Here is a 26,918-nt window from a genome sequence, read left to right on the forward strand (position 1 = left end):
GGTCCCGCAAACAAAGGAACGTTGACAGCGCTACCAGCAACGACTAACCAAAGACAAATTGCCAAAACCGCACAAACTGCCGACAATGTCGCCCGCCAAGATCGGGCTTCGTTCGGTGAAGTCTGAAAAAACAAGACGGTCGCGGCGCGAGAGGCGTCGTGGACTTTCGAGGAGGGAGCTAGATGTCGTCTGTGCAAATCCGCGACGTGCGGAAATCGTTCGGCAATTTTGAAGTCCTGCACGGCGTGACGATTCCGATCGAGGATGGCCAGTTCGTCGTCCTGGTCGGCCCTTCCGGCTGCGGCAAGTCGACCCTTCTGCGCATGCTCGCCGGTCTCGAGAACATCACCTCCGGCACGATCTCGATCGGCGACCGCGTCGTCAACAATGTCCAGCCCAAGGAGCGGGACATTGCGATGGTGTTCCAGAACTACGCGCTCTATCCGCACATGACGGTAGCCGAGAATATGGGCTTCTCGCTGAAGCTGCGGAACGCGAGCGCCGACGAGATCAACAAGCGCGTCAAGCGTGCCGCCGAGATCCTCGCGCTGTCGCCGCTGCTCGACCGCTATCCGCGCCAGCTCTCCGGAGGCCAGCGCCAGCGCGTCGCCATGGGCCGAGCCATCGTGCGCGATCCGCAGGTCTTTCTGTTCGACGAGCCCTTGTCGAACCTGGATGCCAAGCTGCGCGTGGCGATGCGTACCGAGATCAAGGAGCTGCACCAGCGGCTGAAGACGACGACCGTCTACGTCACCCACGACCAGATCGAGGCCATGACCATGGCCGACAAGATCGTCGTCATGCACGACGGCATCGTCGAACAGATGGGCACGCCGCTCGAGCTCTACGACAAGCCCGACAACCAGTTCGTCGCGGGCTTCATCGGCTCGCCCGCGATGAACTTCCTCAAGGGCCATGTGCGCGTCAACGGCGTTGCCACGTTCGAGGGGCCGAACGGCGTCAAGCTGCCGCTCAAGACTGCGCCGGCCGGCTCCGATGGCCGTCCTGCGGTGTATGGCGTGCGGCCGGAGCATTTCACCATCGCCGACGATGGCGCCGAGGCCGAGATCATCGTGGTCGAGCCGACCGGCTCGGAGACGCAGGTGTTCGCCAAGGTCGGCGGTGAGCAGGTCGTCGCGGTCTTCCGCGAGCGTCACCAGTTCAACCCGGGCGACAAGGTACGGCTGAAGCCCGATCCGTCACTCGTTCATCTGTTCGACGATGCGACAGGCAAGCGCATGAACGCGTAGCGCATTAGACCACGAAGCATAACACGACAAAAAAGCATCACAGGGAGGACAACATGCAAGACTTTACCCGCCGCACTCTGCTTCAAGGCGGAACGGCACTGGCTGCGACCGGCATGCTGACCGGGCCGGCACTGTTCGACTTCGCCAAGGCCTGGGCGCAGAGCGCGCCCTGGAAGGCCGAGCCCGGCGCCAAGCTGACCGTGATGCGGTGGAAGCGCTTCGTGCCGCAGGAGGACGATGCATTCAACGCGATGGTGGCGGCGTTCAAGGCTGCGACCGGCACCGAGATGAACGTGTTCAGCGAATCCTTCGAGGACGTGCAGCCGAAGGCCTCGGTTGCGGCCAATACCGGCTCGGGGCTCGATCTTGCCTGGGGCTTGCACACGCTGCCGCAGCTGTTCCCCACCAAAGTGCTGAAGATGAACGACGTCGCCGATTATCTCGGCAACAAATACGGCGGCTGGACCGATGCGGCTGCCAAGACCTGCAAGCAGGGCAATGACTGGCTCGGCATTCCCGTCGCGACCAATGGCGGTTACATGACGTACCGCAAGTCGGCGCTCGAGAAGGCGGGCTTCAAGGAATTCCCGAAGGATTTCCCCGGCTTCCTCGAGATGTGCAAGGCCCTGAAGGCCAACAACACGCCGGCCGGCTTCGCGCTCGGGCACGCATCGGGCGACGGCAATTCCTGGCTGCACTGGGTGCTGTGGGGCCACGGGGCCTACACGGTCGACCAGAACGACAAGATCATCATCAACTCGCCGGAGACGGCGAAGGCGCTGGAGTACTGCAAGGGGCTGTACGAGAGCTTCATCCCGGGCACGGCGTCCTGGAACGATTCCTCCAACAACAAGGCGTTCCTCGCGGGCGAGCTCTACTGCACGGCGAACGGCATCTCGATCTACGTCGCTGCCAAGACCGACGCGAGCAAGAAGGAGCTTGCCGCGGACACCTATCACGCGCTCTGGCCGGTCGGACCAGTCGGCAAGCCGACCGAGCTGCAGCTCGCGCTGCCGATCCTCGCCTTCAACTTCACCAAATATCCGAACGCGGCGAAGGCCTTCGTTGCCTTCATGCTGGAGAAGGAGAACTACGAGAAGTGGCTGGATGGCGCGCAGGGCTATCTGACGCAGACCTTGAACGCATATGAGTCGGCGCCGATCTGGACGGCGGATCCCAAGAATGCCGTGTTCGCGCAGGCGTCCAAGCGCACGCTGCCGGCGTCCGGTATCGGCACGGTCGGCGAAAAGGCGGCGACCGCAATCGCCGACTTCATCGTCGTCGACATGTTCGCCAACTACTGCACCGGCGCCAAGGATGCGAAGAGCGCGATGGCGGAAGCCGAGCGCCAGCTGAAGCGCATCTATCGCTGACGGTCACGGGGCGGGCGGCCGTCCGGCCGCCCGCTCGCCAACACTTTCGATCAGGGATATCGGGCATGGCTGATGTCGCAATTCCCCGGGCCAAGCCTCAGATGAGCGAGGCGAGCGCCTGGACCCAGCTCAAACACAATCGCAACTGGCTCGGCTTCTGGTTCATGGTGCCGGCCATGGCGTTCCTGATCTTTTTCCTGGCCTATCCGCTCGGGCTCGGCATCTGGCTGTCCTTCACCGACACCCGCATCGGCAGGGTCGGGCACTTCGTCGCCACCGAGAACTATGAGTGGCTCTGGGACGACTCCATCTTCTGGTTGTCGGTGTTCAACACGCTGCTCTACACCTTCGTCGCCAGTGCCTTCAAATTCGCGATCGGACTCTATCTCGCGCTGCTGCTCAACGAGCACATGCCCTTTAAGGCGATGCTGCGCGCGATGGTGCTCATCCCCTTCATCGTTCCGACCGTGCTCTCGGCACTCGCCTTCTGGTGGATATTCGACTCGCAATTCTCGATCATCTCCTGGTCGCTGAAACACCTCGGACTGATCAGCCAGAACATCAATTTCCTCGGCGACACCACCTGGGCGCGGATCTGCGTGATCTTCGCCAATGTCTGGCGCGGCGTTCCGTTCGTGGCGATCACGCTGCTCGCCGGCCTGCAGACCGTCTCGCCCTCGCTCTATGAGGCCGCCACGCTCGACGGCGCCACGCGGTGGCAGAATTTCCGCTATATCACCTATCCGCTGTTGACGCCGATCATCGCCGTCGTGATGACGTTTTCAGTGCTCTTCACCTTCACCGACTTCCAGCTAATCTGGGCAATGACGCGTGGCGGCCCGGTCAACGCAACCCACCTGATGGCCACGCTGTCCTATCAGCGGGCGATCATCGCCGGGCAGCTCGGCGAGGGCGCGGCGATCTCCAGCGCCATGATCCCGTTCCTGCTCGCTGCGATCATGGTGTCCTGGTTCGGCCTGCAGCGGCGCAAGTGGCAGCAGGGAGAGAGCAATGACTGACCTGCCCACCAGATCCATCGATCTCAAGAATGTGCTTTCGGCCTCGGCGCCTACGGCCGACCACAGCGAGGGCATGAGCTACCTGCAGTCGGTGCCGCGCAGGCTCGTGACACTCTATCTGCCGCTCACGATCATCGTCGTGGTCCTGCTGTTTCCGTTCTACTGGATGGCGCTGACCTCGGTGAAGCCGGACGAGCAGTTGCTCGATCTCGACAAGTACAACCCGTTCTGGACCTGGAATCCGACTTTCAAGCATTTCCACAAGCTGCTGTTCGAGAGCTATTATCCGCACTGGCTCTGGAACACGATGTACGTGGCGATCTGCGCCACGGTGCTCTCGATCGTCGCATCGGTGTTCGCGGCCTACGCCATCGTGCGGTTGCGCTACAAGGGCGCCAATCTTGTCGGGGGACTGATCTTCCTCGCCTATCTCGTGCCGCCGTCGATCCTGTTCATTCCACTCGCAACCGTCGTGTATCAGTACGGTCTTTTCGACTCGCCGCTGGCGCTGATCCTGACCTATCCGACGATCCTGATTCCGTTCTCGACCTGGCTGTTGATGGGCTATTTCAAGACCATCCCGTTCGAGCTCGAGGAGTGCGCGCTGATCGACGGGGCGAGCCGCTGGCAGATCCTGGTCAAGATCGTGGTGCCGCTCGCGATTCCCGGTCTGATCTCGGCCTTCATCTTCTGCTTCACTCTGTGCTGGAACGAGTTCATCTATGCGTTGACCTTCCTGCAGTCGACCAGCAACAAGACGGTGCCGGTCGCGATCGTCAACGAGTTCGTGGACGGTGACATCTACCGCTGGGGCTCGCTGATGGCCGGAGCCCTGGCCGGCTCGCTGCCGCTCGTGATCCTTTACGCCTTCTTCGTGGAGCATTATGTGTCGGCGATGACCGGCGCCGTGAAGGAATGATCGCGGGGCTTGCCGAGGGCGCATCAGGAGCGGTGCGCTCCAGCCAATAAGAAGGAGTAGGCTGTTGCACATTCTGGTTCTGGGCGCTGCCGGCATGGTCGGCCGCAAGCTCTGCGAACGGCTGTTGCGCGACGGCCGGCTCGGCAAGAGCGACATCACGAGATTGACCATGCATGACGTGGTCGAGCCCAAGAAGCCGGAGAAGGCCGGTTTCCCCGTCGAGACCGTGTCGGGCGATTTCGCCGTGCCGGGCGCGGCCGAGAAGCTGATCGCCGGCCGCCCCGACGTGATCTTCCATCTCGCCGCGATCGTTTCGGGCGAGGCCGAGCTGGATTTCGACAAGGGCTACCGGATCAATCTCGACGGCACGCGGATGCTGCTCGACGCGATCAGGCTCGTTGGCGGCGGCTACAAGCCGCGCGTGGTCTTCACGTCCTCGATCGCGGTGTTCGGTGCCCCGTTTCCGGATGCGATCGGCGACGAGTTCTTCCACACCCCGCTGCTCAGCTACGGCACCCAGAAAGCGATCGGCGAACTCCTGCTCGCCGACTATTCGCGCCGCGGCTTTCTCGACGGCATCGGCATCCGCCTTCCGACCATCTGCATCCGCCCCGGCCTGCCCAACAAGGCCGCATCGGGCTTCTTCTCCAACATCCTGCGCGAGCCGCTCGCCGGCAAGGAGGCGATCCTGCCGGTGTCCGAGGACGTCCGCCACTGGCACGCCACGCCGCGCTCGGCCGTCGGCTTCCTGGTTCACGCCGGCACCATGGACCTCGCCACCGTCGGCCCGCGCCGCAATCTGACGATGCCGGGCCTGTCGGCGACGGTCGGCGAGCAGATCGCCGCCCTGAAGCGGGTTGCCGGCGAAAAGGTCGCCGCCCGCATCAAGCGCGAGCCGGATCCCTTCATCGTCGGCATCGTCGGCGGCTGGCCGCGCAATTTCGATCCAAAGCGTGCGCGCGAGCTCGGCTTCACCACCGCCGAGAAGACTTTCGACGACATCATCCGCATTCACATCGAAGACGAGCTCGGCGGCAATTTCGTCGCCTGACCTCTGACCGAACGAGTTGAGTGATGGCGAGCGTTGCTTGCATCGGCGAATGCATGGTCGAGCTCAGGCAGGCGCAAGGAGGCGCGTCTGCCGGGCAGGGGGGCGGACTGTACTCACGAGGCTTCGGCGGTGATACTCTCAACACCGCCGTCTATTTGGCGCGGCTCGACGTCAAGGTCGACTATCTCACAGCGCTGGGCGATGACGGTCTCAGCGACGAGATGATCGCGGCCTGGAATGCGGAGAGCGTCGGCACGCGGCGTGTCGTGCGGCTGGCGGGCAAGCTGCCCGGCCTCTACATGATCCAGCTGGATGCGAAGGGCGAGCGCCAGTTCTTCCACTGGCGTGACAGCGCGGCGGCGCGGCAGCTGATGAGCCTGCCGGAGACGGACGAGATTCTCAACTCGCTGATGAGCTACGACATCGTCTATCTCTCCGCGATCACGCTCTCGATCTATGATGCGGTCGGGCGCGATCGCCTGTTCGCGGCGATCAAGCGTGCCCGCCTGCTCGGCACCCGATTCGTGTTCGACACCAATTTCCGTGCGCGGGGCTGGCCGGATCGCGACGTCGCCCGCGAGGTCTTCGCTGCAGCCTTCGCGACCGCCGACATCGTGCTGACCTCGACCGAGGATCTGCTCGCGCTCTATCCCGGCGAGAGCCAGGACCAGCTGATGGCGCGTATCCCGAGCCCGGAGCTGGTGTTCCGGCTCGCCGAGCCCGTCAGCCTGCTGCGCTTTCCCGGCGGAACCAGCGAGGTTCGCGCCGAACCCATGACGAAGCCGGTCGTCGACACCACCGCTGCCGGCGACAGTTTTGCCGCGGCCTATATCGCGGCGCGGCTCGCCGGTTCCGATCCGGCCGAGGCCGCCCGGGCCGGACATCGCCTCGCCAGCATCGTGATCTGCTATCCCGGCGCCATCATTCCAGGCTATGCCATGCCGCCGAAGAAGCGGCACCGGCCGGCGGCCTCTCGTCAAGCGACCAAATGAATCGAGACCCATGACCACGACTGCCCAACAGAACCACCTCGTCTCGCTGTTCAAGGCGGCAACCGTCATTCCCGTCCTCACCATCGAGCGAATCCAGGATGCCGTGCCGCTGGCGCGCGCGCTGGTTGCCGGCGGCGTCCGCACGCTGGAGGTGACCCTGCGCACCCCCGTTGCGATCGAGGCCGCGAGGGCGATGATGGCCGAAGTACCCGAGGCGATCGTCGGCATCGGCACCATTCTCAATCCGGCCGACTTCACCCGTGTCGAGAAGCTCGGCGTCGCATTTGGGATCAGCCCGGGCCTGACCCCCGATCTCCTCAGGGCCGCAACCGACAGCTCTTTGCCGTTCGCGCCGGGCATCGCCACGGCCTCCGAGCTGATGATGGCGCTGTCCTACGGCTTCGACGTCGCAAAGTTCTTCCCGGCCGAGCAGGCCGGCGGCATCAAGGGCCTGCGCGCCCTTGGCGGGCCGTTTCCGAGCGTGCGGTTCTGCCCGACCGGTGGGATCGGCGAGGCCAATGCGGCGACCTGGCTCGCCGAGCCCAACGTGGTTGCGGTCGGCGGCTCCTGGTTGTGCCCGACGGCGGAGATCCGGGCTGGGAACTGGGCCGGCATAACTGCCATCTGCCAGCGGACCCTCCAGGCCCTGAAAGCCGCGTGAAGTCTTGCCGTCCCTGCGCTAGGACTTAGTTCAGGTGAGAGACCTCAGGGAGAGAAGACCATGACCGCCAGCATCGTCGGATGGGCACATACGCCGTTCGGCAAGTTCGACACCGAGACTGTGGAAAGCCTCGTCGTGCGGGTCGCCAACGAGGCGCTGGCGGATGCCGGCGTTTCGGCTGGCGACGTCGACGAGATCGTGCTTGGCCATTTCAACGCCGGCTTCTCGCCGCAGGACTTTACCGCCTCGCTGGTGCTCCAGGCCGACCCGCAGCTGCGCTTCAAGCCGGCGACGCGGGTCGAGAACGCCTGTGCCACCGGCTCCGCCGCCGTACACCAGGGCCTGCGCGCGATTGCCGCAGGGGCCGCCAAGATCGTGCTGGTCGTCGGCGTCGAGCAGATGACGCGCACCCCTAGCGCCGAGATCGGCAAGAACCTGCTCAAGGCGTCCTACCTGCCCGAGGACGGCGACACCGTCGGTGGCTTCGCGGGCGTGTTCGGCAAGATCGCCAGTTCCTATTTCCAGAAATACGGCGACCAGTCCGATGCGCTGGCGCTGATCGCGGCCAAGAACCACAAGAACGGCGTCGCCAATCCCTTCGCCCAGATGCGCAAGGACTTCGGCTTCGACTTCTGCCGCGCCGAGAGCGAGAAGAACCCTTACGTCGCAGGCCCCTTGAAGCGCACCGATTGTTCGCTGGTCTCCGATGGCGCCGCGGCGCTGGTGCTGGCCGATGCCGAGACCGCCAAGGGCATGAGCAAGTCGATCGGCTTCCGCGCCACCGCGCACGCCCAGGACTTGCTGCCGATGAGCAAGCGCGACATCCTCCAGTTCGAGGGCTGCACGGTCGCCTGGCAGCGCGCCCTGGAGAAAGCGGGCGTGACGCTGTCCGATCTCTCCTTCGTCGAGACCCATGACTGCTTCACGGTCGCCGAGCTGATCGAGTATGAAGCGATGGGCCTGACGCCGAAGGGGCAGGGCGCCCGCGCCATCAAGGAAGGCTGGACCCTCAAGGACGGCAAACTGCCGGTCAATCCCTCCGGCGGCCTGAAAGCCAAGGGCCATCCGATCGGCGCCACCGGCGTCTCGATGCATGTGATGACCGCGATGCAGCTCGCGGGGCAGGCCCCCGAGGGCATGCAGCTCAAGAACGTCAAGCTCGGCGGCATCTTCAACATGGGCGGTGCGGCCGTCGCCAACTACGTTTCCGTGTTGGAGCCGCTGAAGTAGGTCTAGTAGGGTGGGCAAAGGCGCGTAAGCGCCGTGCCCACCATTTTCCTTGCGCTAGATCATGGTGGGCACGCTTCGCTTTGCCCACCCTGCGCACCTGATTGATTGGCAGGGAATGCATCATGAGCAATGACTACGAAGACTCGCTGTCGATGGACGCGCTGAACGACCGCATCGCGATCCTCGAGGACAATATCCGCCAGCTCATCGAGCAGGCAGCTGCCGCCTCGGGCGAGCAGAACGAGTCGCGCATCGCCGACAGGATCAGCCAGCAGAACGAAGAGCTCGACCGGCTCCTGAAGATCCGGGAATCCCGCCAGAAGAAATAGCGGCCGATATCGCCGCCGCGCTGCGCATGCCGCCATACGCCGCCCGCCCTTGCGCGAGCGGCGGCGCTGCCGTTAGCTGGACCGAATTCGCGGGCCGCGTCTTGAGCCTCGCGCAATCGGGAGCGAACGATGGGGCCTCTGAAGGGCATCAAGGTCATCGACATGACAACCGTGCTGATGGGTCCTTATGCGACCCAGATGCTGGGCGACTACGGTGCAGACGTTATCAAGGTGGAGTCGCTGGACGGCGACGTCACCCGTCTGATCGGCCCGATGCGACACGCCGGCATGGGCCCGGTGTTTCTCAACACCAACCGCAGCAAGCGCTCGATCTGCCTCGACCTGAAAAAGCCCGCCGGCCGCGAGGCCGTGCTGCGGCTGCTGAAGGACGCCGATGTCCTGGTCTACAACGTCCGCCCGCAGGCCATGGCGCGGCTTCAGCTCGGCTACGATGTCGTGTCCGCCATCAACCCGCGCCTGGTCTATGCCGGCGTGTTCGGCTTCGGCCAGGATGGGCCCTATGCCGCAAAGCCCGCCTATGACGATCTGATCCAGGGCGCGACGGCCCTTCCGGCTCTGATGGCGCAGACCGGCGACGGCGTGCCGCGCTACGTGCCGAATGCGCTGGTCGATCGCATCGTCGGCCTCACCGCCGTCGGGGCGATCTGCGCCAGCCTCGTGCACCGCGACCGTACCGGCCGCGGCCAGCGCGTCGACATCCCGATGTTCGAGACCATGGCCGGCTTCGTCATGGGCGATCACATGGGCGGGCTCACCTTCGACCCGCCGCTCGACAAGGGCGGCTATGCCCGCCACCTCTCGCGCGACCGCAGGCCCTACAAGACCTCGGACGGCCATCTCAGCGTCATCGTCTACAACGACAAGCAGTGGGAGAACTTCTTCAAGGCCACCGGGCGCGACGATCTGCGCGCCGATCCCAAATTCGCGACCTTCGCCGGCCGCGCCGCCAACATCGATGTGGTCTACGCCGAGCTTGCGCGCATCTTCGAGACGCGCACCACGGCCGAGTGGATCGACCTGCTCACCAAGGCCGACGTGCCGGTCATGCCGATGCACGACCTCGCCTCGATCCTGCACGATGAACACCTGGAGGCGACGAATTTCTTTCCGGTCGTGTCCCATCCGACCGAGGGCCCGATCCGGAGCATGAAGGTGACGGCGACCTGGTCGGAGTCGGAGGCCGAGCCCGTGCGGCTGGCGCCGCGGCTCAACGAGCACGGCGCCGAGATTTTGCGCGAGATCGGTTATTCCGCCGACGAGATCGCGGCCATGGTGCGCGACGGCGTCACGCGCGCGGCCCCGGAGTAGGGAGGAAGTGATGGCGCGCAATCTCTCATCCGTCATTCCGGGGCGATGCGTCAGCATCGAACCCGGAATCTCGAGATTCTCAGGTGCGCAATTGCGCACCGGAGTTCGGTCCTGCGGACCGCCCCGGAATGACCAGGGGGAGAGAGCATGAGCTTCATCACCGGCGTCGACCTCACGCCCTTCGGCAAGCACGAAGGCTTGTCTTCGCTCGACCTCATGAGCAAAGCCGCCCAAGCAGCGCTCGACGATGCCGGGCTGAAACGCTCGGACATCGACGGCATCCTCTGCGGCTACTCCACCGTGTCGCCGCACATCATGCTGGCCACTGTCTTCGCCGAGCATTTCGGCATCCGCCCATCTTACGCCCACGCCGTGCAGGTCGGCGGCGCCACGGGTCTCGCGATGACGATGCTCGCGCATCAGCTCGTCGACGCCGGCGTCGCGCGCCACGTGCTCGTCGTCGCTGGCGAGAACCGTCTCACGGGGCAGAGCCGCGATGCCTCGCTCCAGGCACTGGCGCAGGTCGGCCATCCCGATTACGAGGTGCCGCTCGGCCCGACCATTCCCGCCTATTACGGCCTCGTCGCCAACCGCTACATGCACGAATATGGTGTGACCGAACAGGACCTCGCCGAGTTCGCGGTGCTGATGCGCAAGCACGCCTGCACCCATCCCGGCGCGCAATTCCACAATCCCATCACGGTCGCCGATGTCATGGCCTCCAAGCCGGTGGCGATGCCGCTCAAGCTGCTCGACTGCTGCCCGGTCTCCGACGGCGGCGCGGCGTTCGTCATCAGCCGCGAGCGGGCAGGGGAAGCGGGCGTGCGCATCCGCGGCTGCGCCCAGGCGCATACCCATCAGCATGTCACGGCCGCGCCTGGTCTCAGTGAGCTCGGTGCCGAGATATCCATCGCGCGCGCCAGGGAGGCGACGGGCATTGCGATCTCCGACGTGCGTTACGCCGCGATCTACGACAGCTTCACCATCACGCTCGCGATGCTGCTGGAAGACCTCGGGCTTGCCGGCCGCGGCGAGGCGGCCGCGCGCGTCCGCGCCGGCTATTTCGGCCGCGATGGCGCCATGCCCCTCAACACCCATGGCGGCCTGCTCAGCTACGGCCATTGCGGCGTCGGCGGCGCCATGGCGCATCTGGTCGAGGCGCATGTGCAGATGACGGGTCGGGCGGCGAATCGCCAGGTGCGGGATGCGTCCATTGCACTGCTGCACGGCGACGGCGGCGTGCTGTCGTCCCACGTGAGCATGTTCCTGGAGCGGGTGCGATGAGCGAGCGTCTAGCGGACTGGACCAAGGGCGAAGAGGCCATCACCTACCAGGTCTGCACCTCATGCAGTCACGTGCAGTATTTTCATCGTGCCTTCTGCGCGGCCTGCGGTGCATCTGGCCAGCGCGAGCAGCGCGCCAGCGGCAAGGGCAGGGTGTACGCGACCTCGCTGGTCTGCCGTGCCGCAACGCCGGAGACGCGCGCCCACGTGCCCTACAACATTCTGCTGGTCGATTGCGCCGAGGGATTTCGCATGATGGCGCATGGCGAGAATGACCTTGCCATCGGCGATTCGGTCGTCGCGAGCTTCAAGCCCTTTGCCGGCAAGCTGGTGCCGTTCTTCACGAAGGGGACGTAGAGGGATTCGTCATTCGGGGGCGGTCATAGGACCGAGCCTGGAACGGGTATTCTGGGCCTGGCCTGTGCGAGGGCCACCCCGGAATGACGAAACTCTGCTCTAGCGCCCGTAGAACAAGATGCTGGCGATGACGAGCATCGCCGTCACCGCCAGCATATGCGCAAGCGCTCCCGAGGCCGCCCCCTTGGTGGCTTCCTTCATGCCGTTTTCTCCCTAGACTTGGGCGTGACTCATCGTTGCGCGGTGAGCGCACCCGACGGCCAATTGTTTTTACTCGGAACACCCCACTCTCGAGTATTCACCGCGATCTGTCCCCACGCGGCGAATATCGACTGTCTCAGGGTCGATCAGCAATGCGGCGGCAATTTGACTCGATGATGTTGCTCCTGCGTCCGCCCGCGAATAGAGTCTTTGGGAACTTATCCCCACAATGACAAAAAGCATCAAAAGCTCAGGGAAAACTTCAGGAAAATCATGGCCCGTATTCAGTACAGCGACCCGTCCAAGGCATCCGACCGCACCCGCGAAATCCTCGACAAGAACCGTCATGCCAACATCTTCCGCATGATGGCGCACTCGCCGAGCTATTTCGAGCAGTACTGCCGCCTAGGGGGCGCCATCAGGCACAAGGGCGAGCTCGATCCCATCGTGCGCGAGCTTGCAATCACCCGTACCGGCATCTTGTGCGAGGCGCCGTACGAGATCGTCGCGCACAAGCGCATCGGCAAGAATGTCGGCGTCACCGACGAGCAGAACGAGGCGCTCGAGAACTGGAAGGCGGCGTCCTGCTTCAATGAGGTGCAGCGCGCTGCGCTCGCCTTCACCGACGAGATCGTGAAGCTGAAGAAGCCGACGGATGCGACCTTCAAGGCGATCGCATCGAAGCTGACACCGGCCGCGCTGGTCGAATTGCAGCTCTCGGTCGGCTTCTACATCATGACCTCGAAATTCCTCGAGACGTTCGAGATCGACCTCCAGCCGGTCACTGAGGTGGTGGGCTGATCAGACAGAAGCGGCGAGGGAAGCTGATGACGATCGATGAATATGCGGCTTGGGCCGCTGGCGTTGCCAAAGTCGACGAGCATCCGTCCAACGAGCGGTTGTCCTACCTCGGTCTTGGCCTTGCCGGTGAATCCGGCGAGGTCGCCGATCACATCAAGAAGCTCCTGCGCGATGATTGGCTCGACAAGGCGGGCCTCGTCGATGAGCTCGGCGATGTCATCTACTACTGGGCCTGCCTGTGCGCCGCGACCGGCCAGAAGCCATCCGAATTGCTCGAGGCCAGCGCTGCCAAAGTCAAGCGGCGGCTGAGCGAAGCGGCGAGCCGCTGAGCCCGGTCTCTGGGTTGGAGTCCGGATCGATCTCTCCCATCGGCAGGGTGGAAGCGATCTCCCTTGTAGCCATCCTTCGAGAAGCCCGCCGTTGGCGGGCCCTCAGGATGAGGACCGTATGCGCGGCTGTTGGTTCAACGTGCGCCGATGCTGCTTAGCCTCATCCGGAGGAGACCGCTACGCGGTTGTCTCGAAGGACGAGGCGCTTGCTCAGCTCGCGAAGAATGCAAGAGCGTCGCCGCTCACGTGGCCGTCAAAATATCGACCTTGGCGTTGGCGACGATCAGGCGGTCGGCCAGAAGCCGGGCGAGGTTGCGCATGATGCATTCGCTGGCGCGTGGGTGCTGCTTGCGGAAGCGCTCGAAATCCTTCAGCGGCACCTCGAATGCGGTTGCCGCCATGTCGGCGAAGACGTCGGCGGAGCGGATCTGCTCCAGCAGTGCCATCTCGCCGAACGCCATGCCGGCGGTGAGCGTCGCCAGCCTGATGCCGTCGGGCAAGGTGACGTGCACAGCGCCGCTGCGCAGGAAGTACAAGGTATCGGCAGGATCGCCGGTCGTGAGAATCTTCGCGCCGGACTGATAGGTTCTGATGGCGCAGAGCGAGGCCAGATCGGTCAGCTCTTCCTCGCTCAGTCCCGCCAGCAATGGCTGCTCGGCGAGCTCGGTGGTCTCGTGAAAATCGATCGAGCCGCCGTAGCGATACACGATCTGGTCTTCGGCCCATTCGATCGCGGTGTCGAGCAGGTAGAAATCGCGGACGTTCTTCAGCTCGGCGGTCCATTCGCGCAACGTATTCCATTCCTTGGAGGCACGCCTGACGCCTGACAGCACGACGGTCACGTTCAGCGCCGCAAGCTCCTCGAACGCTTCGGCGACCAGCCGCGCGCCGGCGCGCGTGGTCGAGGTCACGCGGTGAAGGTCGAAGATCACGAATTGCGGCCGCGGTCGTCCCGCCAGCCGGCGCGAGACGTAGTCGACGGCCGACAGCGACAGCGTGCCGACCAGCTCGATGATCCGCACCTCCTGCTCGTGCGCCGCCAGGATCTCGCGCTCCTGCGGGCGGCGCACGCGGCGCGACGGGCTCTTGCCGATGTCGTAGTCCGCGATGACGGCGTTGCGCGCATCGTCGCTGCGGTTGAGCATGTGCAGGTCGTAGTGCGAGGACAGCGCCTCGCACACCTTGATGCCGCGCACGCTGTTGCCGTGCTTGTCGAGGCGCGGCGAATAGCTGCCGAGCCCGAGGCGGGCGGGGAGTGCCGCCAAAATGCCGCCGCCGACGCCGCTCTTGGCGGGAATGCCGATGCGGTAGATCCACTCGCCCGCATAGTCGTACATGCCCGACGACGTCATCACCGAGAGCGTGCGCGAGATCGCGTAAGCGCTGAGAACCTGCTCGCCCGTGACAGGATTGATGCCGCGATTGGCGAGCGTCGCAGCCATCACCGCGATGTCGCGCGCGGTGACCAGCACGGCGCATTGCCGGAAATAGACGTCGAGGACGCCGGCGACATTGTCCGAGATCACCGCATTTGTCTTGAGCAGATAACCGATGGCGCGGTTACGGTCGCCGGTCTGGCTTTCGGAAGCATAGACAGCCTCGTCGTGCGCGAGGTCGCGTCCGGCAAAGCGGCTGAGCGCGGCGCGAATCTGCTCGAAGGCGTCCGCGCCCGTGCTGTCGTAGATCAGCCCGGTGCAGGCGATCGCGCCGGCATTCACCATCGGGTTGAACGGATGGTTCTCGGAATTGAGCCGGATCGAGTTGAAGGGGTCGCCGGAGGGCTCGACGCCGATCGCGCTCTCGACGCGGCTGGCACCGAGCAGGTCCAGGGCCAGTGCGAACACGAATGGCTTGGACATCGACTGGATTGTGAAAGGCACCCGGCTGTCGCCGACTTCATAGACATGGCCGTCCAGGGTCGCCAGGCTGATGCCAAAATAAGCAGGATCGGCTTTGCCCAGTTCTGGAATGTAGTCGGCGACCTTGCCTGAGGTCTCGGCGGCGAACTCGCTCAGGCAATTGTTCAGAAACCGCAGCAAAGGCGGTTTCGAGCGGGTCCAGGCGGTTTCGAGAGGCGAATGTGGCGTCATCGCCTCTCTTGTGCAACGCAATCAGGGCACGCGCAACCCGTCCGGAACGATCGTCTGCCGCCGCAGCAGCAGGGCAAGCAGAAGCGTTGGCAGCAGAATCGCCAGCCCCAGCATCGTGACTTGCATCTGCGACAGCGGCATGATCCCGCCGCCTGGGGTCGCCACCACGAAGCCGCCGATCACGAGCAGCACGCGAATGGGCCATTCCAGCACGCCGGCCCCGCGCAGATCGCCGACGAAGGGCTGGTAGCCCTGGATGCCGCCACAGATGAACAGCGTGCCGAAGGCGGCGAGCCCCATCAGGCCGAGGCCGGCGAGATAGGGACTCGGCCCTTGCAGCACCAGCGCCGGATTAAGCACGAAGAAGAACGGCAGGAAATAGATGATGCTGCCGACCCACATCGATTCCCAGCCCGTCTTCATCGCCGGCGAACCTGCGATGCCTGCGGCCGCGAAGGAGGCGATCGCGACCGGCGGGGTGATCGACGACAACATGCCCCAGTAGAAGATGAACATATGCACGGCCATGCGGTTGAGCCCGAGCTTCTCCAGCGCGGGCGCCACCAGGATGGCGAGGAAGATGTAGCAGGCGGTCGTCGTCAGCCCGAGGCCGAGAATGAGGCTGGTGAGGGCGCACATCGCCAGCAACAGGAAGGGATTGTCGCCGGCGATATGCAAGAGGTCGTTGGCGAGGCTCGAGACCACGCCGGTCATCGAGAAGGCGCCGATCAGCAGGCCGCAGCCGGCGAGGATGCCGACGAGCTCGACGAAGGTACGTCCGTTCACCTCAAGGAATTTTCCGATCGTCGCCAACGTCCAGCGCGTGTCCTGGGAGAAGAGCTGGTTGAGAACCAGGAGCAGTGCGGTCGCATAGAACGGCGCGTGGCTCTCACGCTTGAAGTAGAGCAGCATCACGATCAGGAGCGCGATGACGAAGACGTAGTACCAGCCGTCCTTGATCGTATCGATGATCCGCGGCAGCTCGGCGCGCGGGATGCCCTTCAGCTTGTGGCGGGCTGCATAGGCGTCGACCTGCATGAACAGGCCGATGTAATAGAGCACCGCCGGAAGGATCGCGGCGATTGCGACGTCGGCGTAACTGACATTGAGGAACTGCGCGATCACGAAGGCGGTGGCGCCCATCACCGGCGGCGCCAGCACCGCGCCGGTGGAGGCGCAGGCCTCGATCGCGGCAGCATAGGAGGCGCGAAAACCGCTCTTCTTCATGACGGGGATTGTCATGGTACCGGCGGTCAGCACGTTGGAGATGATCGAGCCCGACATCATGCCGAGCAGGCCGCTGGCAAAGATGCAGACTTTTGCTGCGCCGCCGCGGAACGTGCCGCACAGCGCGAAGGCGAGGTTGATGAAGAACTTGCCGGCCCCCGTCATCATCAGCGCGGTGCCGAACACGAGGAAGCCGATCACGGTGTCGGCAAAGGCCTGGATGGGAATGCCGAGCAGGCTTTCGCCCGACAGCACGTGATAGGCAGTCGCCTGCTCCAGCGTCGATTGCGTGCCGCGGAACGGCCCGAGCCAACCGGCCTCGGCGAACAGCGGATAGACCGTGAAGGGCAACACGCTCAAGAGCAGGCTCCAGCCGCCGGTGCGGCGCAGCGCCTCCATCAGCATCGCCCACATCACGAGGCCGGCGGCGATCACGCTGGTCGGCGCGCCGCCGAATTCCCAGCCGGCCTCCGCCGCCTTGCGCACGTTCAGCATCAGCATAAGCGCTGCCGCGAAGGTCGCGACGAACAGGACGAGGTCGTACCAGGGAATGCGATCGAGCGGCGCGCGCGGCGTGCCCGGAAAGATCAGGAAGGTGAACGGCAGCATCAACGCGATCAGGAGGTAGAAATACTCCGTATTGAGCTGGGTGTAGCCGATGAAGAAGCGTAGCGAGAATTGCTGATTGATACAGAGCAGGATCGTTGCCGCGGTCGCGGCGACCAGCGCCCAGCGCCAGGCACCGCGAAGTGCGCGCACGCGCGTGACCTCCGCCTCCTGCATGTTGCCGGCAGCGCCATGCGGATCGTCGAACACGACCCGCTTGGTCTCGTCTTGCGGGACGGTGGAGGTAGGGGCAGAAGACATCACCGATCCCGCGTCTGGGCTGGTAGGATAATTAGGCGACGGCACGTTGGTTGACTCGATCGGGCCCGCTGGCTCGTTGACCTCTCCCGCTTGCGGGAGAGGTCGCGCCGAAGGCGCGGGTGAGGGCTTTCTCCTCTGGGGGATTGTCCCATTGCGGAGACACCCTCTCCCCAACCCTCTCCCGCAAGCGGGAGAGGGAGCGCACTTCTCGCGGCTCAGCCATCAAGCCCAACAACACCGCCCTCTAGTCCTCGAACCCGTTCGGCATGCCGGCCTTGGCAAGCGCGGCGGCGCGCGCCTTCATCCAGCCGTCGAGGAAAGCCTTGTCATCCGCGGGCGGACTGGACTTGCCGTAATCGGCCCACGCGCCCGCCAGCACCTCTTGTCGCTTGATCAGGTTGGCGTTGTGCGCCTCCTGCGCGTCGCTCCATTGTCCGGCCTCCTTCAGCGCCTTCACCGCGCCGGGATGCACCGGCACCACCCAGTTCTTGGTCTGGCGGTCGGCCGCAAGGCCGCCGGCGCCGGGCGCGGAGTCCTTATAGGCGTCGTAGTTCACGATCATCGCCTTGGTCATCGCATAGACCTGATCGGCCGGTTGCGAAGCATAGGCGACGAAGATCGGATAGGGATAGTTGCCGAGCTCGACCGGTTTCTCCGGCGAGATGCCGGCCCCGCAGGTCGCAAGCTGCGGGAAGAAGAACGAGCCGACCTTCTGCATCCGCGCCCAGCCTTCCTTGTCCTTGGCGGGCAGCGGGGGCCAGATGAGTCCGCGCGGCGAGGTCTCGGCCTCCTTGGCGGGACCGGTGATGGTGGTGCCGAAGGCGGCATCGACATCGTTGTTGATCAGGCCTTTCCACATCGCGCCATAGCTCGCGAACTCGACGGCCTTGACGTCGTTCTTGGTCAGCCCGGCGAAGGCGAGCACCGCGAGCGAGTTCTGGTTCAACGCGGGAGAGCCGACCACGAAGCCGACGCGCTTGCCCTTGAGGTCCTTCAGCTCCTTCACGCCGGTGTCGGCGGCGACCCCGAGCGAGCCGCAATTGCAGTCGACGGTCGAGAGCAGGATCTGGAGCGCCTGTGGCCCCCATTCCTTCGAGCCGAACTCGAACACACCTTCCTGCGCGAAGTAGGTGCCCGATCCCATCGCCGATGAGGCCGCGCGCTTGGCGCGCAATGGCGCGAGGCGGGCGACGTCGTTGCCTGCAGGGAGCACGCGCACGTCGGTGCCGTACTTGTCCTTCATCATCTTGCCGACGCCGACCGCGATGTTGAAGCCGGCGGTGCCGGTGTCATAGGCCGTGAAGGTCAGTGTCGCCGGCAGCTTGATGTCTTCGGCGAACGAGTAGCGTGTAGACACAAAAGAAATGCCTGCCACCAAGGCAGGCGCGAGCACGAGCAGCCCACGAAGCATGTTTCCCTCCAATGATCCTCGCTTTGTCGCGAGGAGTTTCTTTCTTTGTTTGAAACAACGTTTTGTTTGCAACAGATCATGTCACCGCGATCAGGCGATGGCAACGCTGTACCTTGCATGCGGGAATGAGCCTGACAGATTGTCGCGGAAACCGCGGAGAATACAGTCAGTTCGCGACGATCGCGATAGCCTGTCCCTCGGCAACGACATCGTCGAGCTTCACCAGAAGCGATGTGATTATGCCGCTCGCTGGTGAGGGCATCGGGATCTCCATCTTCATTGCTTCGACAACTACAACGTCATCGCCATCCGCAACGGTTCCTCCAACTTGCACGGGAGTCGCGCAGACGCGTCCCGCGATCTCCGTGACGATCTTAATTTCTGGCATGCCATCGCCTTTTTGTTGTCGTCGCAAAATGCCTGAGGTAGCGTCGTCTGCAAGTGGAATTTAATTCCGCACAGCGGAACAAGTGGTAGGGAACATGGGACGACGATCGGAGCGGTTGAGTAGGCAAGGCGCGCTCGCTGGCGATGCCGGCGAAGGTGATGTCATCCAGGTGGTCTCGCGCGCATTCGACGTGTTGCGATGCTTCGAGGGCCACGATAGCAGGCTTGGCAATCTCGAGATTTCAAACCGCTGCGGTCTGCCGCGTTCGACGGTGTCGCGGCTCACGCACACGCTGACCCGCATGGGCCAGCTGGTCTATCTGCCGCGCGATCAGAAATATCGCATCGGCCCGAGCGCGGTGGCGATGAGCGCCTCGATGATGAAGGGCGCGCAGCTGCGCAGCATGATCCGCCAGCGGCTGCAGGAAGTGGCCGAGCAACTGCCGGGCACCGTCGGCTTCGTCGTCCCCGATCGCTTCCATCTCGTCTATCTCCTGTTCGCGCGCTCGGCGAGCGCACTCGGCCTGCACGAGGGCACCGGCAGCCGCATCTCGATGGCGTCGACCGCCGCGGGCGCGGCCTACACCGCGGCCCTGGCGCCGGAAGTCGGCGACGCCTTCGTCGCGGATATGGAGCGGGAAGCCCCCGAGGCCGCGAAGATTCTCAAGCCCCGCATCGAGGCCAACCGGGAGTCGTTGCGCGAGCGCGGCTATGTTGTGGCCTGCGGCCTCTGGAGCCCGCATATCAACGGCCTCGCGGTGCCGATCTGGTCGCCGCAATACCAGACCTTCGTCGTCATCACGATCGGCCTCCTGGCTGCGATGTATGACGAGCAGCGTCTGCATGACGAAGTCGCCCCGCGGATGCTCGAGCTTGGCCGCTCGCTCGGCAGCCTGATGGAAGGCGCAGAAGGCGACGCCTTCAACAACCGCATCTCGCGCAAACCGGTCGCCATGGCCGTGCACAACAATAACAAGCCGATCAATTCGGAGGGAGTGAATGAACTGGAAGCCGGAACTCGACGAGCTCGCCCGGCGCGAAGCCTTCGCGCGGGAGATGGGCGGCGTTGACAAGGTCAAGCGACAGCATGACCAGGGCCGGCTGACTGTTCGGGAGCGTATCGACAAGCTGATCGACAGAGGTAGCTTTCACGAGATCGGTGCCGTCTCCGGCATCGGTGAGTACGATTCCAGCGGCGAACTGCAGAAATTGACCCCGGCGAACTGCGTGTTCGGCCGCGCGCGCGTCGACGGCCGCACCGTGGTCGTGGTCGGCGACGATTTCACCGTGCGCGGCGGCTCGGCCGATGCGTCGATCTCCGCAAAGCCACTGATGGCGGAGGAGATGGCACACGATTTCCGCCTGCCCATCGTCCGCATCATCGAGGGCTCCGGCGGCGGCGGTTCGGTCAAGACCATCGAGACCAAGGGCGCGGCGAACCTGCCCGGCGGCATCGGCGGCACGCGCTGGTATCGCTTCACGACGGAAAACCTGTCGCGCGTGCCCGTGGTCGCGCTCGGCCTCGGCTCGGTGGCGGGCCTGGGTGCGGCGCGTCTTGCCGCCAGCCACTATTCCATCATGACCCGGAAGTCCGCGATGTTCGTCGCTGGCCCGCCGGTTGTGAAGGCGCTGGGTCAGGATCTTACGAAGGAGGAGCTCGGTGGCGCCGACATCCAGACCCGCGCCGGCGCGGTCGATCACGCCGTCGACACGGAGGAGGAGGCGTTCGCCTGCGCGCGTCGTTTCCTCTCTTATCTGCCGTCGTCGGTCTACGAGCTGCCGCCGACATTGCCGTGCACCGACAATCCGGAGCGCGGCGACGAAGCGCTGATGAATGCGGTGCCGCGCAACCGCAAGCAGGTCTACAAGATGCGGCCGATCATCGAGTCCGTCGTCGACAAGGGCTCGTTCTTCGAGGTTGCCAAGAATTTCGGCAAGCCGGTCATTGTCGGCCTCGCCCGGCTGGAGGGCAGGGCGGTGCTGCTGCTGGCCAGCGACAGCTTTCACTATGGCGGCTCCTGGACGGCCGATGCCTGCCAGAAGGTGGTGCGCTGGGTCGACTTCGCCGAAACCTTCCATCTGCCGATCGTCTATCTCATGGATTGCCCCGGCTTCATGATCGGCCTCGATGCCGAGAAGGCGGCGACCATCCGCCACGGCGTCCGCGCCATGGCCGCGGTCAACCAGACCACGGTGCCCTGGTGCACCGTGATCCTGCGTAACGCCTTCGGCGTCGCAGGCGTCGTGCATCAGCCCGCCGACCGCTTTTCGATCCGCTATGCCTGGCCGTCGGCCTATTGGGGCTCACTGCCGCTCGAAGGCGGCATCGAAGCGGCCTACCGCGCCGACATCGACGCCGCAGAGGACAAGACGGCGAAGCTGAAGGAGATCGAGGAGCGGCTCAACAAGCTGCGCTCCCCGTTCCGCTCGGCCGAAAAGTTCTGGGTCGAGGAGATCATCGATCCCAGGAAGACGCGGTCGCTGCTGTGCGAGTTCGCGCGGCTGGCGGAGCCGCTGCGAAAGCCGGGACCGCCGGAGAATTTTTCGATCCGGCCGTAAAGCGATGTTGTCGCAGGTGTCTGCCAAAGACGACCCTCTTGCCCCGGACGAAGCGCAGTGTTTCCCCGGCGATGCGAAGCATCGTCCGGCAGCGGTGCGCCGCAGAGCCGGGGCGCCCATGCAGCACCGTGCTCGCAGCCTGCTGGGTCCCGGCTCAGCGCCGCATCGCTTAGCGTTGCAGCGCGTCCGGGACACGAGGTGCGGCGTCGACAAATCCAAACCCCTTCCAGTCGAAAACAATAACGCGCTAAGCTCCCCCAACAAGAACAAGAGGAAACGTCAATCGTGTACGACTTCATCATCGTGGGCGGCGGCTCGGCGGGGTCCGTGCTTGCCCACCGGCTCTCCGCAAGGAGCGCCAACAAGGTTCTGCTGTGCGAAGCCGGGCAGGACACGCCGCCCGGCAATGAGCCGGCCGAGATCAGGGACAGCTATCCCGGAACCGCCTATTTCGATCCGCGCTTCCATTGGACTGAACTGAAGGTCACCACGCAGGTCATCAGCTACAACAATCCGAACGAAGCGCGTCCTCCCTTGCGCAGATACGAGCAGGCGCGGGTGCTCGGCGGCGGCTCCTCAATCAACGGTCAGATGGCCAATCGCGGCGCACCGACCGACTACGACGAATGGCAAGCGCGGGGCGCCGAAGGCTGGAGCTGGAATGACGTGCTGCCCTTCTTCAAGAAGGTCGAGCACGACCTCGATTTCGACGGACCGTACCATGGCAAGGACGGCAGAATCCCGGTGCGCCGCATTCCGCGGGAGCACTGGACGCGGCATTCGGAGGCGTTCGCGCAAGCCTTTCAGCAGGCCGGTCACCGGTTTCTGCCGGACCAGAACGGCGAATTCGTCGACGGCTATTTCCCGGTGACGCATTCGAACCAGGCCGAGCAGCGCGTCTCGGCGGCGATGGGGTATCTGGATCGCGACACCCGCAAACGCACCAACCTCACGATCTCCACCAACACGCAGGTGCGAGAGCTGCTGTTCGAAGGCACGCGCTGCGTCGGCGTGAAGGCGACAGTCGACGGACGCGAGCAGGAATTCCGCGGACGCGAGATCATTCTCTCCAGCGGCGCCATCCATTCGCCGGCGCATCTGCTTCGCGCCGGCATCGGCCCGGTCGGTCACCTCAAGGACATGGGCATTCCCGTGCTGATGGGCTTGCCGGGCGTCGGCCAGCGCCTGATGGATCATCCCTCGATCTCGCTGTCGTCCTTCGTTCGCCGCGGCGCCCGCATGAACGAGCACACCAGGCGCCACATGCAGCTCGGGCTGCGCTATTCCTCCGGTCTTGCCGGCGTGCCGAACGGCGACATGTTCGTTGTCCTGCTCTCGAAGTCGGCCTGGCACGCGGTCGGCGAGCAGATCGGCTCGCTCCTGACCTTCGTCAACAAGACCTATTCCGAGACCGGACAGGTCGAGCTGGCCTCGCGCGATCCTGCCGCGGAGCCGATCGTCGAGTTCAATCTGTTGTCCGACCGGCGCGATCTCGATCGCCTGATGAGCGGCTTCCGCAAGATGGCGGCCATTCAAATGAGCGACATCGTGAAGAAGGTGACGGACAAGCCGTTCCCGGCCGCCTACACCGACAAGGTCCGCAAGATCGGCGTGGTCAATACCAGGAACAGGATTTTGACCAAGATCGCCGCGGCCCTGATGGACGGGCCGGCGGCGCTGCGCCACTACATGATCGACAATTTCGTGGTGGAAGGTTTCACCTTCGATCAGGTGATGAACGACGACGAGGCCCTCGAAGCTTTCGTGCGCAAGGCAACCATCGGCGTATGGCATGCCTCCTGCTCATGCCGCATGGGCCGCGCCGACGATCCGATGGCGGTGGTCGACAATCAGGGCCGGGTCAAGGGCATCCAGGGCCTGCGCGTCGTCGACGCCTCGATCTTCCCGGTGGTGCCATGCGCCAACACCAATTTTCCGGTGCTGATGTCGGCGGAGAAGATCGCAGCCGCGATGATGCAGTGAGCGGCAGTGGGTTCTGTCTTGACTTGATTGCATGCCGCAAGCTCGACGCGCTGAGCGGGCATTCGTGCGCTGCGAGTTAATCATCTCAGCCGCTACGCGTAGTCTATGAGACGATTGCAGGTCGTGTCGCGCAATGCAGCCATTTTCAGCCGCTCTTTAGGCCCATTTCAGCCAAACTGTATTTGTTTGTCATCATCCGGGGCGGGGTCTCTCATTTGGAGTCCTGCAATGTTCAAGCGAGTATTTTCTGCGTGCCTCTTCATTGTTCTGGGTTCTGTCGCTTCGGAAGCACGGCCTTATCGCATTCATCAAGCTCCTGAATGCAATGTCACAATGCCCTGCGACTTCTCGTATTCGCAGACGCGACGCGAGCGGACTTCGCGATCCTCACTGGCTTCCAGATATTCACCGGTTTCCAGGTCCCCACTGCAAGCCTACCGATCGACGCAACTGACAGTGACTGATGCAGGGGGCACCGCCACGTCGGCGACCGTCTCCGGTGTCTCCGGCGCTCGCATTGTCGGTGGTCGCCCGGCCGGTTGTCCTTCGTCCTTCTGCGGCTGCGGCGCGGCCCTGCGCGTGTTTGGCCGTATTGTGCCGGAATTGAATCTTGCGTCCAACTGGCTGCGCTTTCCGCGGACATCACCCGCACCAGGAATGGTCGCTGCGCGACGAGGACACGTTTTCGTCCTGGAGCAGCACCTCGGGGGCGACGTCTGGATGGCCTATGACGCCAACTCGGGCGGGCGCGCGACGCGAATCCACGCACGTTCATTGCGAGGCTATACGATCGTCAACCCCCGCGGCGGTTCGGTGGCCTGAGCACAGCGAACACTACCTCGACATGACCATGGATGGGTCGCAACATCTTTGCGACCCTGCCACGCTGGACCAATCGCCGGCGTTGGGCCGAGCTTGGGTCACAGCCGCAGCACCTTGCCGGGATTCATGATGTTCTGCGGATCGAGCGCGCGCTTGATGGTGCGCATGATGTCGAGCTCGGTCTTCGACCGGTAGTGGCTGAGCTCATCGAGCTTCTCGATGCCGATGCCGTGCTCCGCCGAGATCGAGCCGTCCATGGAGGTGATGAGATCGTTCACGGCCCGCGTGATGGCGCCCTTGTATTGGATCAGTGTCTGCTGATCCATGCCGACCGGTCCCATGAACGAGAAGTGCAGATTGCCGTCGCCGATGTGTCCGAGCGGGTAGGGCCTGATGCTCGGGAGAATGTCGAGCACCGCCTTGGTCCCCTTGTCGATGAACTCCGGGATACGAGAGATCGCCACCGAGACGTCGTAGCTCAGCCCCGGTCCCTCGGCGCGGGAGGCCTCGGCCACACCCTCCCGGATCCGCCACATGTTGCGCGACTGGCCGACGGTGTGAGCGATCGCGGCATCGAGCACGCGGCCGGCCTCGAGCTGATCGGCGAGAAACTGCTCCAGCTTCTCGGACATGCCCTCGGCCCCATCCCGGCGTGCCCGCGCGGACGACCACTCGAGCAGAAGATACCATGGGGTCTCCGCCTTGAGCGGATCTTGGGTGCCGGGAATATGGCGCAGCACCATGTCGATTGCGCTGCGGCTCATCAGCTCGCAGGAGCCGACATTGTCTTCGGAGGCGCTATGGGCTTCGGACAGGATCTCCAGGGCCGCGCGTGGATCCCGGATCGCCAGCCATGCGGTGCAGACGTCCTTCGGCGCCGGCCATAGCTTGAGCACAGCCTTGGTGATGATGCCCAACGTGCCTTCGGCCCCCATGAAGAGGTGCTTGAGGTCGTAGCCGGTATTATCCTTCTTGAGCGCGCGCAATCCGTCCCAGACCTCGCCGTTGGGCAACACGACTTCGAGCCCCAGCACGAGGTTGCGGGCATTGCCATAGCGCAGCACCTGAACGCCGCCGGCATTGGTCGAGAGATTGCCGCCGATCATGCACGAGCCCTGGGCGCCAAGACTGAGAGGCAGGAACCTGTCGTGCTCGGCGGCTGTCTCCTGAAGGGTCTGCAACACGCAGCCGGCCTCGACCGTCATCGCGTAGCCGACGGCATCGACGTCCAGCACGCGGTTCATGCGGCCCAGCGACAGCACGATGCCGGTATGCGCCGGCCAGGGCGTCGCCCCGCCCATCAGGCCGGTGTTGCCACCCTGCGGCACGATCGCGACGCCGTGCTGATGGCACAGCCGGACCACTTTCGAGACCTCCTCGGTGTTGCCGGGACGAACGATGGCGCCGGCGCCGCCGACGAGCAATCCCCGCCAATCCGTCACGAACGGCTGCTTGCCGTGTTCGTCCTCGATCAGGCCCTTCTCGCCCACGATCGCGCGCAACGCGCCGCGCATCCCGGAGGTCAAAGGAGCGGTCGGGATGATGGGATCGGAGGATAGGAAGGCAGCCGGCATTTTGTTTCCTCTGGCGCATCTTGGTGTGCACTGCGCACGTAACGTGCGGAGGCTATTGTCCACGTTTGGGCTGCGGAGTCTAACGGGAATGTAGCCCGACCTGTGGACGCACACGGGTGCGTCACCAACGTCCCGGGCCGGTCATCGAGGTCGGATCGCGGTGTTTCCTCTTCGGCGTGTATCGCCGCCATCGATCTTGCTTCAGTTGTTCCGCAAGATGCGGACGCCGGACTGCGACCTATCCCGATCCCGGCAACGTTCAGGGAAGCTTTGCAACATTACTAAACATCCTCGCCAACATCCCGTGGCTATTCGAGCGTAGGACGCGCCCGGACTTTGCGGATCAGGATCGGAAGAATGCTATTGAAGTTTTCGGCGGCGCACATGGGCATTGGCGTGGCCTGCCTCGTGCTCGCCGGCATCAGCCCGTTGCGCGCAGAGCCGGTGTTCGACGGTTTGGCCGGCGCTTGGTCGGGTGTCGGCACGATGAAGCCGTCCGATGGACCACGCGAGAAGGTCCGGTGCAAAGTGGCGTACGACGTCACCAGACCGGGACGGTCGTTGACCATCAATCTGCGCTGCGCAAGCGATGCGTACAAAATGGTCCTGTCCGCGAACATCGAGCAGAGCGGGACGGAGCTTTCCGGCAACTGGTTCGAGAGCGAATACCGACAAGGCGGCAAGGTCTACGGCACGAACAAGGACTCCCTGATCGAGGCGCGAATCGAGGGAAACACGGTGGCCGCACTGGTGACGACCCAGACCAGGAGCAATCGTCAATCCTTCCTGATGGAAGCGCCGGGGTCCTGGATGTCGGAGGTCGCGATCGAATTGAACAAGGACTCGAAGTGACGCCAATCCTCGTGGCCGTCAT

23 protein-coding genes are annotated in these 26,918 nt (G+C 64.2%); 18 read left to right on the forward strand and 5 right to left on the reverse strand.

Features of this window, described 5'->3' with window-relative positions; all coding sequences use genetic code 11:
- Positions 1 to 182: 182 nt before the first annotated feature.
- From EHH60_RS07230 to EHH60_RS07295, 14 genes are all read left to right on the forward strand, one after another.
- Positions 183 to 1,250, forward strand: a complete 1,068-nt coding sequence (locus EHH60_RS07230; RefSeq protein ID WP_124158764.1) for an ABC transporter ATP-binding protein — start codon at positions 183 to 185, stop codon at positions 1,248 to 1,250.
- 53 nt (positions 1,251 to 1,303) lie between these two features.
- Complete coding sequence (locus EHH60_RS07235) at positions 1,304 to 2,623, forward strand: ABC transporter substrate-binding protein (protein ID WP_124158765.1); 1,320 nt, start codon at positions 1,304 to 1,306, stop codon at positions 2,621 to 2,623.
- 101 nt (positions 2,624 to 2,724) lie between these two features.
- Positions 2,725 to 3,642, forward strand: coding sequence for a carbohydrate ABC transporter permease (locus tag EHH60_RS07240; protein ID WP_370140920.1), 918 nt, complete (start codon positions 2,725 to 2,727; stop codon positions 3,640 to 3,642).
- Positions 3,635 to 4,561, forward strand: a complete 927-nt coding sequence (locus tag EHH60_RS07245) for a carbohydrate ABC transporter permease (protein ID WP_124158767.1) — start codon at positions 3,635 to 3,637, stop codon at positions 4,559 to 4,561. Before EHH60_RS07240 ends, EHH60_RS07245 begins: the two co-directional genes overlap by 8 nt.
- 64 nt (positions 4,562 to 4,625) lie before the next feature.
- A complete protein-coding gene (denD, locus tag EHH60_RS07250) occupies positions 4,626 to 5,612 on the forward strand; it encodes a D-erythronate dehydrogenase (protein ID WP_124158768.1) in 987 nt (328 codons plus the stop codon).
- Between the two features lie 23 nt (positions 5,613 to 5,635).
- Positions 5,636 to 6,604, forward strand: a complete 969-nt coding sequence (locus EHH60_RS07255) for a sugar kinase (protein WP_124158769.1) — start codon at positions 5,636 to 5,638, stop codon at positions 6,602 to 6,604.
- Between the two features lie 10 nt (positions 6,605 to 6,614).
- Positions 6,615 to 7,265: a bifunctional 4-hydroxy-2-oxoglutarate aldolase/2-dehydro-3-deoxy-phosphogluconate aldolase gene (gene eda / locus EHH60_RS07260; protein ID WP_199751333.1), complete on the forward strand. Its 651-nt coding sequence runs from the start codon at positions 6,615 to 6,617 to the stop codon at positions 7,263 to 7,265.
- 60 nt (positions 7,266 to 7,325) lie between these two features.
- Positions 7,326 to 8,495 carry an acetyl-CoA acetyltransferase gene (locus EHH60_RS07265; protein WP_124158771.1) on the forward strand — a complete coding sequence of 390 codons (1,170 nt, stop codon included), beginning with the start codon at positions 7,326 to 7,328 and terminating at the stop codon, positions 8,493 to 8,495.
- Between the two features lie 122 nt (positions 8,496 to 8,617).
- Positions 8,618 to 8,824, forward strand: coding sequence for a hypothetical protein (locus tag EHH60_RS07270; protein ID WP_124158772.1), 207 nt, complete (start codon positions 8,618 to 8,620; stop codon positions 8,822 to 8,824).
- Between the two features lie 129 nt (positions 8,825 to 8,953).
- A complete protein-coding gene (locus EHH60_RS07275) occupies positions 8,954 to 10,153 on the forward strand; it encodes a CaiB/BaiF CoA transferase family protein (protein ID WP_124158773.1) in 1,200 nt (399 codons plus the stop codon).
- A 147-nt stretch (positions 10,154 to 10,300) separates the two neighbouring features.
- On the forward strand, positions 10,301 to 11,437 hold the full coding sequence (locus EHH60_RS07280) for a thiolase family protein (RefSeq protein WP_124158774.1): 1,137 nt from the start codon (positions 10,301 to 10,303) through the stop codon (positions 11,435 to 11,437).
- The gene (locus tag EHH60_RS07285) at positions 11,434 to 11,793 is read left to right on the forward strand and encodes a Zn-ribbon domain-containing OB-fold protein (protein ID WP_124158775.1); all 360 of its coding nucleotides are present in this window, start codon (positions 11,434 to 11,436) and stop codon (positions 11,791 to 11,793) included. Before EHH60_RS07280 ends, EHH60_RS07285 begins: the two co-directional genes overlap by 4 nt.
- A 474-nt stretch (positions 11,794 to 12,267) precedes the next feature.
- The gene (locus EHH60_RS07290; RefSeq protein ID WP_124158776.1) at positions 12,268 to 12,795 is read left to right on the forward strand and encodes a carboxymuconolactone decarboxylase family protein; all 528 of its coding nucleotides are present in this window, start codon (positions 12,268 to 12,270) and stop codon (positions 12,793 to 12,795) included.
- Between the two features lie 26 nt (positions 12,796 to 12,821).
- On the forward strand, positions 12,822 to 13,124 hold the full coding sequence (locus tag EHH60_RS07295; protein WP_124158777.1) for a nucleoside triphosphate pyrophosphohydrolase family protein: 303 nt from the start codon (positions 12,822 to 12,824) through the stop codon (positions 13,122 to 13,124).
- Between the two features lie 242 nt (positions 13,125 to 13,366).
- Here the strand turns inward: EHH60_RS07295 and glsA are convergent, their stop codons facing one another.
- The 4 genes from glsA to EHH60_RS07320 form a co-directional block, all read right to left on the reverse strand.
- Positions 13,367 to 15,214 carry a glutaminase A gene (gene glsA, locus EHH60_RS07300; protein WP_124158778.1) on the reverse strand — a complete coding sequence of 616 codons (1,848 nt, stop codon included), beginning with the start codon at positions 15,212 to 15,214 and terminating at the stop codon, positions 13,367 to 13,369.
- A gap of 21 nt (positions 15,215 to 15,235) precedes the next feature.
- A complete protein-coding gene (locus tag EHH60_RS07305) occupies positions 15,236 to 17,308 on the reverse strand; it encodes a TRAP transporter permease (protein ID WP_124158779.1) in 2,073 nt (690 codons plus the stop codon).
- 244 nt (positions 17,309 to 17,552) lie between these two features.
- Positions 17,553 to 18,719 carry a TAXI family TRAP transporter solute-binding subunit gene (locus EHH60_RS07315; RefSeq protein ID WP_124158780.1) on the reverse strand — a complete coding sequence of 389 codons (1,167 nt, stop codon included), beginning with the start codon at positions 18,717 to 18,719 and terminating at the stop codon, positions 17,553 to 17,555.
- 166 nt (positions 18,720 to 18,885) lie between these two features.
- Positions 18,886 to 19,107, reverse strand: a complete 222-nt coding sequence (locus tag EHH60_RS07320; protein WP_124158781.1) for a biotin/lipoyl-containing protein — start codon at positions 19,105 to 19,107, stop codon at positions 18,886 to 18,888.
- A gap of 94 nt (positions 19,108 to 19,201) precedes the next feature.
- Between EHH60_RS07320 and EHH60_RS07325 the strand changes: the two genes are divergently transcribed.
- From EHH60_RS07325 to EHH60_RS07335, 3 genes are all read left to right on the forward strand, one after another.
- A complete protein-coding gene (locus EHH60_RS07325; protein ID WP_199751334.1) occupies positions 19,202 to 20,176 on the forward strand; it encodes an IclR family transcriptional regulator in 975 nt (324 codons plus the stop codon).
- Entirely contained in the window at positions 20,106 to 21,665 is a 1,560-nt protein-coding gene (locus EHH60_RS07330) for an acyl-CoA carboxylase subunit beta (protein ID WP_124158783.1), read from the forward strand. The genes EHH60_RS07325 and EHH60_RS07330 overlap by 71 nt, the downstream gene beginning before the upstream one ends.
- Positions 21,666 to 21,950: 285 nt before the next feature.
- Positions 21,951 to 23,648, forward strand: a complete 1,698-nt coding sequence (locus EHH60_RS07335; protein ID WP_124158784.1) for a GMC family oxidoreductase — start codon at positions 21,951 to 21,953, stop codon at positions 23,646 to 23,648.
- Positions 23,649 to 24,568: 920 nt separating this feature from the next.
- Here EHH60_RS07335 and EHH60_RS07345 read toward each other — a convergent pair.
- Positions 24,569 to 26,044 (reverse strand): FAD-binding oxidoreductase, encoded by a 1,476-nt coding sequence (locus tag EHH60_RS07345; protein WP_124158785.1) that lies wholly within the window; start codon positions 26,042 to 26,044, stop codon positions 24,569 to 24,571.
- Positions 26,045 to 26,401: 357 nt separating this feature from the next.
- On the opposite strand from EHH60_RS07345, the gene EHH60_RS07350 reads away from it, so the two are divergent.
- Positions 26,402 to 26,896 (forward strand): hypothetical protein, encoded by a 495-nt coding sequence (locus tag EHH60_RS07350; protein ID WP_124158786.1) that lies wholly within the window; start codon positions 26,402 to 26,404, stop codon positions 26,894 to 26,896.
- Positions 26,897 to 26,918: the final 22 nt, after the last annotated feature.

Source organism: Bradyrhizobium sp. RP6, assembly GCF_003837805.1.
Classification (GTDB): domain Bacteria; phylum Pseudomonadota; class Alphaproteobacteria; order Rhizobiales; family Xanthobacteraceae; genus Bradyrhizobium.

What these genes read in the sequence shown, in the direction of transcription:
- eda (WP_199751333.1), top strand. Translation starts at nt 6,615, where the DNA reads ATGACCACGACTGCCCAACAGAACCACCTCGTCTCGCTGTTCAAGGCG.
- EHH60_RS07280 (WP_124158774.1), top strand. Translation starts at nt 10,301, where the DNA reads ATGAGCTTCATCACCGGCGTCGACCTCACGCCCTTCGGCAAGCACGAA.
- EHH60_RS07230 (WP_124158764.1), top strand. Translation starts at nt 183, where the DNA reads ATGTCGTCTGTGCAAATCCGCGACGTGCGGAAATCGTTCGGCAATTTT.
- EHH60_RS07350 (WP_124158786.1), top strand. Translation starts at nt 26,402, where the DNA reads ATGCTATTGAAGTTTTCGGCGGCGCACATGGGCATTGGCGTGGCCTGC.
- EHH60_RS07285 (WP_124158775.1), top strand. Translation starts at nt 11,434, where the DNA reads ATGAGCGAGCGTCTAGCGGACTGGACCAAGGGCGAAGAGGCCATCACC.
- EHH60_RS07325 (WP_199751334.1), top strand. Translation starts at nt 19,202, where the DNA reads ATGGGACGACGATCGGAGCGGTTGAGTAGGCAAGGCGCGCTCGCTGGC.
- EHH60_RS07295 (WP_124158777.1), top strand. Translation starts at nt 12,822, where the DNA reads ATGACGATCGATGAATATGCGGCTTGGGCCGCTGGCGTTGCCAAAGTC.
- EHH60_RS07290 (WP_124158776.1), top strand. Translation starts at nt 12,268, where the DNA reads ATGGCCCGTATTCAGTACAGCGACCCGTCCAAGGCATCCGACCGCACC.
- EHH60_RS07320 (WP_124158781.1), bottom strand. Translation starts at nt 19,107, where the DNA reads ATGCCAGAAATTAAGATCGTCACGGAGATCGCGGGACGCGTCTGCGCG.
- EHH60_RS07345 (WP_124158785.1), bottom strand. Translation starts at nt 26,044, where the DNA reads ATGCCGGCTGCCTTCCTATCCTCCGATCCCATCATCCCGACCGCTCCT.
- EHH60_RS07275 (WP_124158773.1), top strand. Translation starts at nt 8,954, where the DNA reads ATGGGGCCTCTGAAGGGCATCAAGGTCATCGACATGACAACCGTGCTG.
- EHH60_RS07315 (WP_124158780.1), bottom strand. Translation starts at nt 18,719, where the DNA reads ATGCTTCGTGGGCTGCTCGTGCTCGCGCCTGCCTTGGTGGCAGGCATT.
- EHH60_RS07240 (WP_370140920.1), top strand. Translation starts at nt 2,725, where the DNA reads ATGAGCGAGGCGAGCGCCTGGACCCAGCTCAAACACAATCGCAACTGG.
- EHH60_RS07330 (WP_124158783.1), top strand. Translation starts at nt 20,106, where the DNA reads ATGAACTGGAAGCCGGAACTCGACGAGCTCGCCCGGCGCGAAGCCTTC.
- EHH60_RS07270 (WP_124158772.1), top strand. Translation starts at nt 8,618, where the DNA reads ATGAGCAATGACTACGAAGACTCGCTGTCGATGGACGCGCTGAACGAC.
- EHH60_RS07245 (WP_124158767.1), top strand. Translation starts at nt 3,635, where the DNA reads ATGACTGACCTGCCCACCAGATCCATCGATCTCAAGAATGTGCTTTCG.
- EHH60_RS07305 (WP_124158779.1), bottom strand. Translation starts at nt 17,308, where the DNA reads ATGTCTTCTGCCCCTACCTCCACCGTCCCGCAAGACGAGACCAAGCGG.
- EHH60_RS07255 (WP_124158769.1), top strand. Translation starts at nt 5,636, where the DNA reads ATGGCGAGCGTTGCTTGCATCGGCGAATGCATGGTCGAGCTCAGGCAG.
- glsA (WP_124158778.1), bottom strand. Translation starts at nt 15,214, where the DNA reads ATGACGCCACATTCGCCTCTCGAAACCGCCTGGACCCGCTCGAAACCG.
- EHH60_RS07265 (WP_124158771.1), top strand. Translation starts at nt 7,326, where the DNA reads ATGACCGCCAGCATCGTCGGATGGGCACATACGCCGTTCGGCAAGTTC.
- EHH60_RS07235 (WP_124158765.1), top strand. Translation starts at nt 1,304, where the DNA reads ATGCAAGACTTTACCCGCCGCACTCTGCTTCAAGGCGGAACGGCACTG.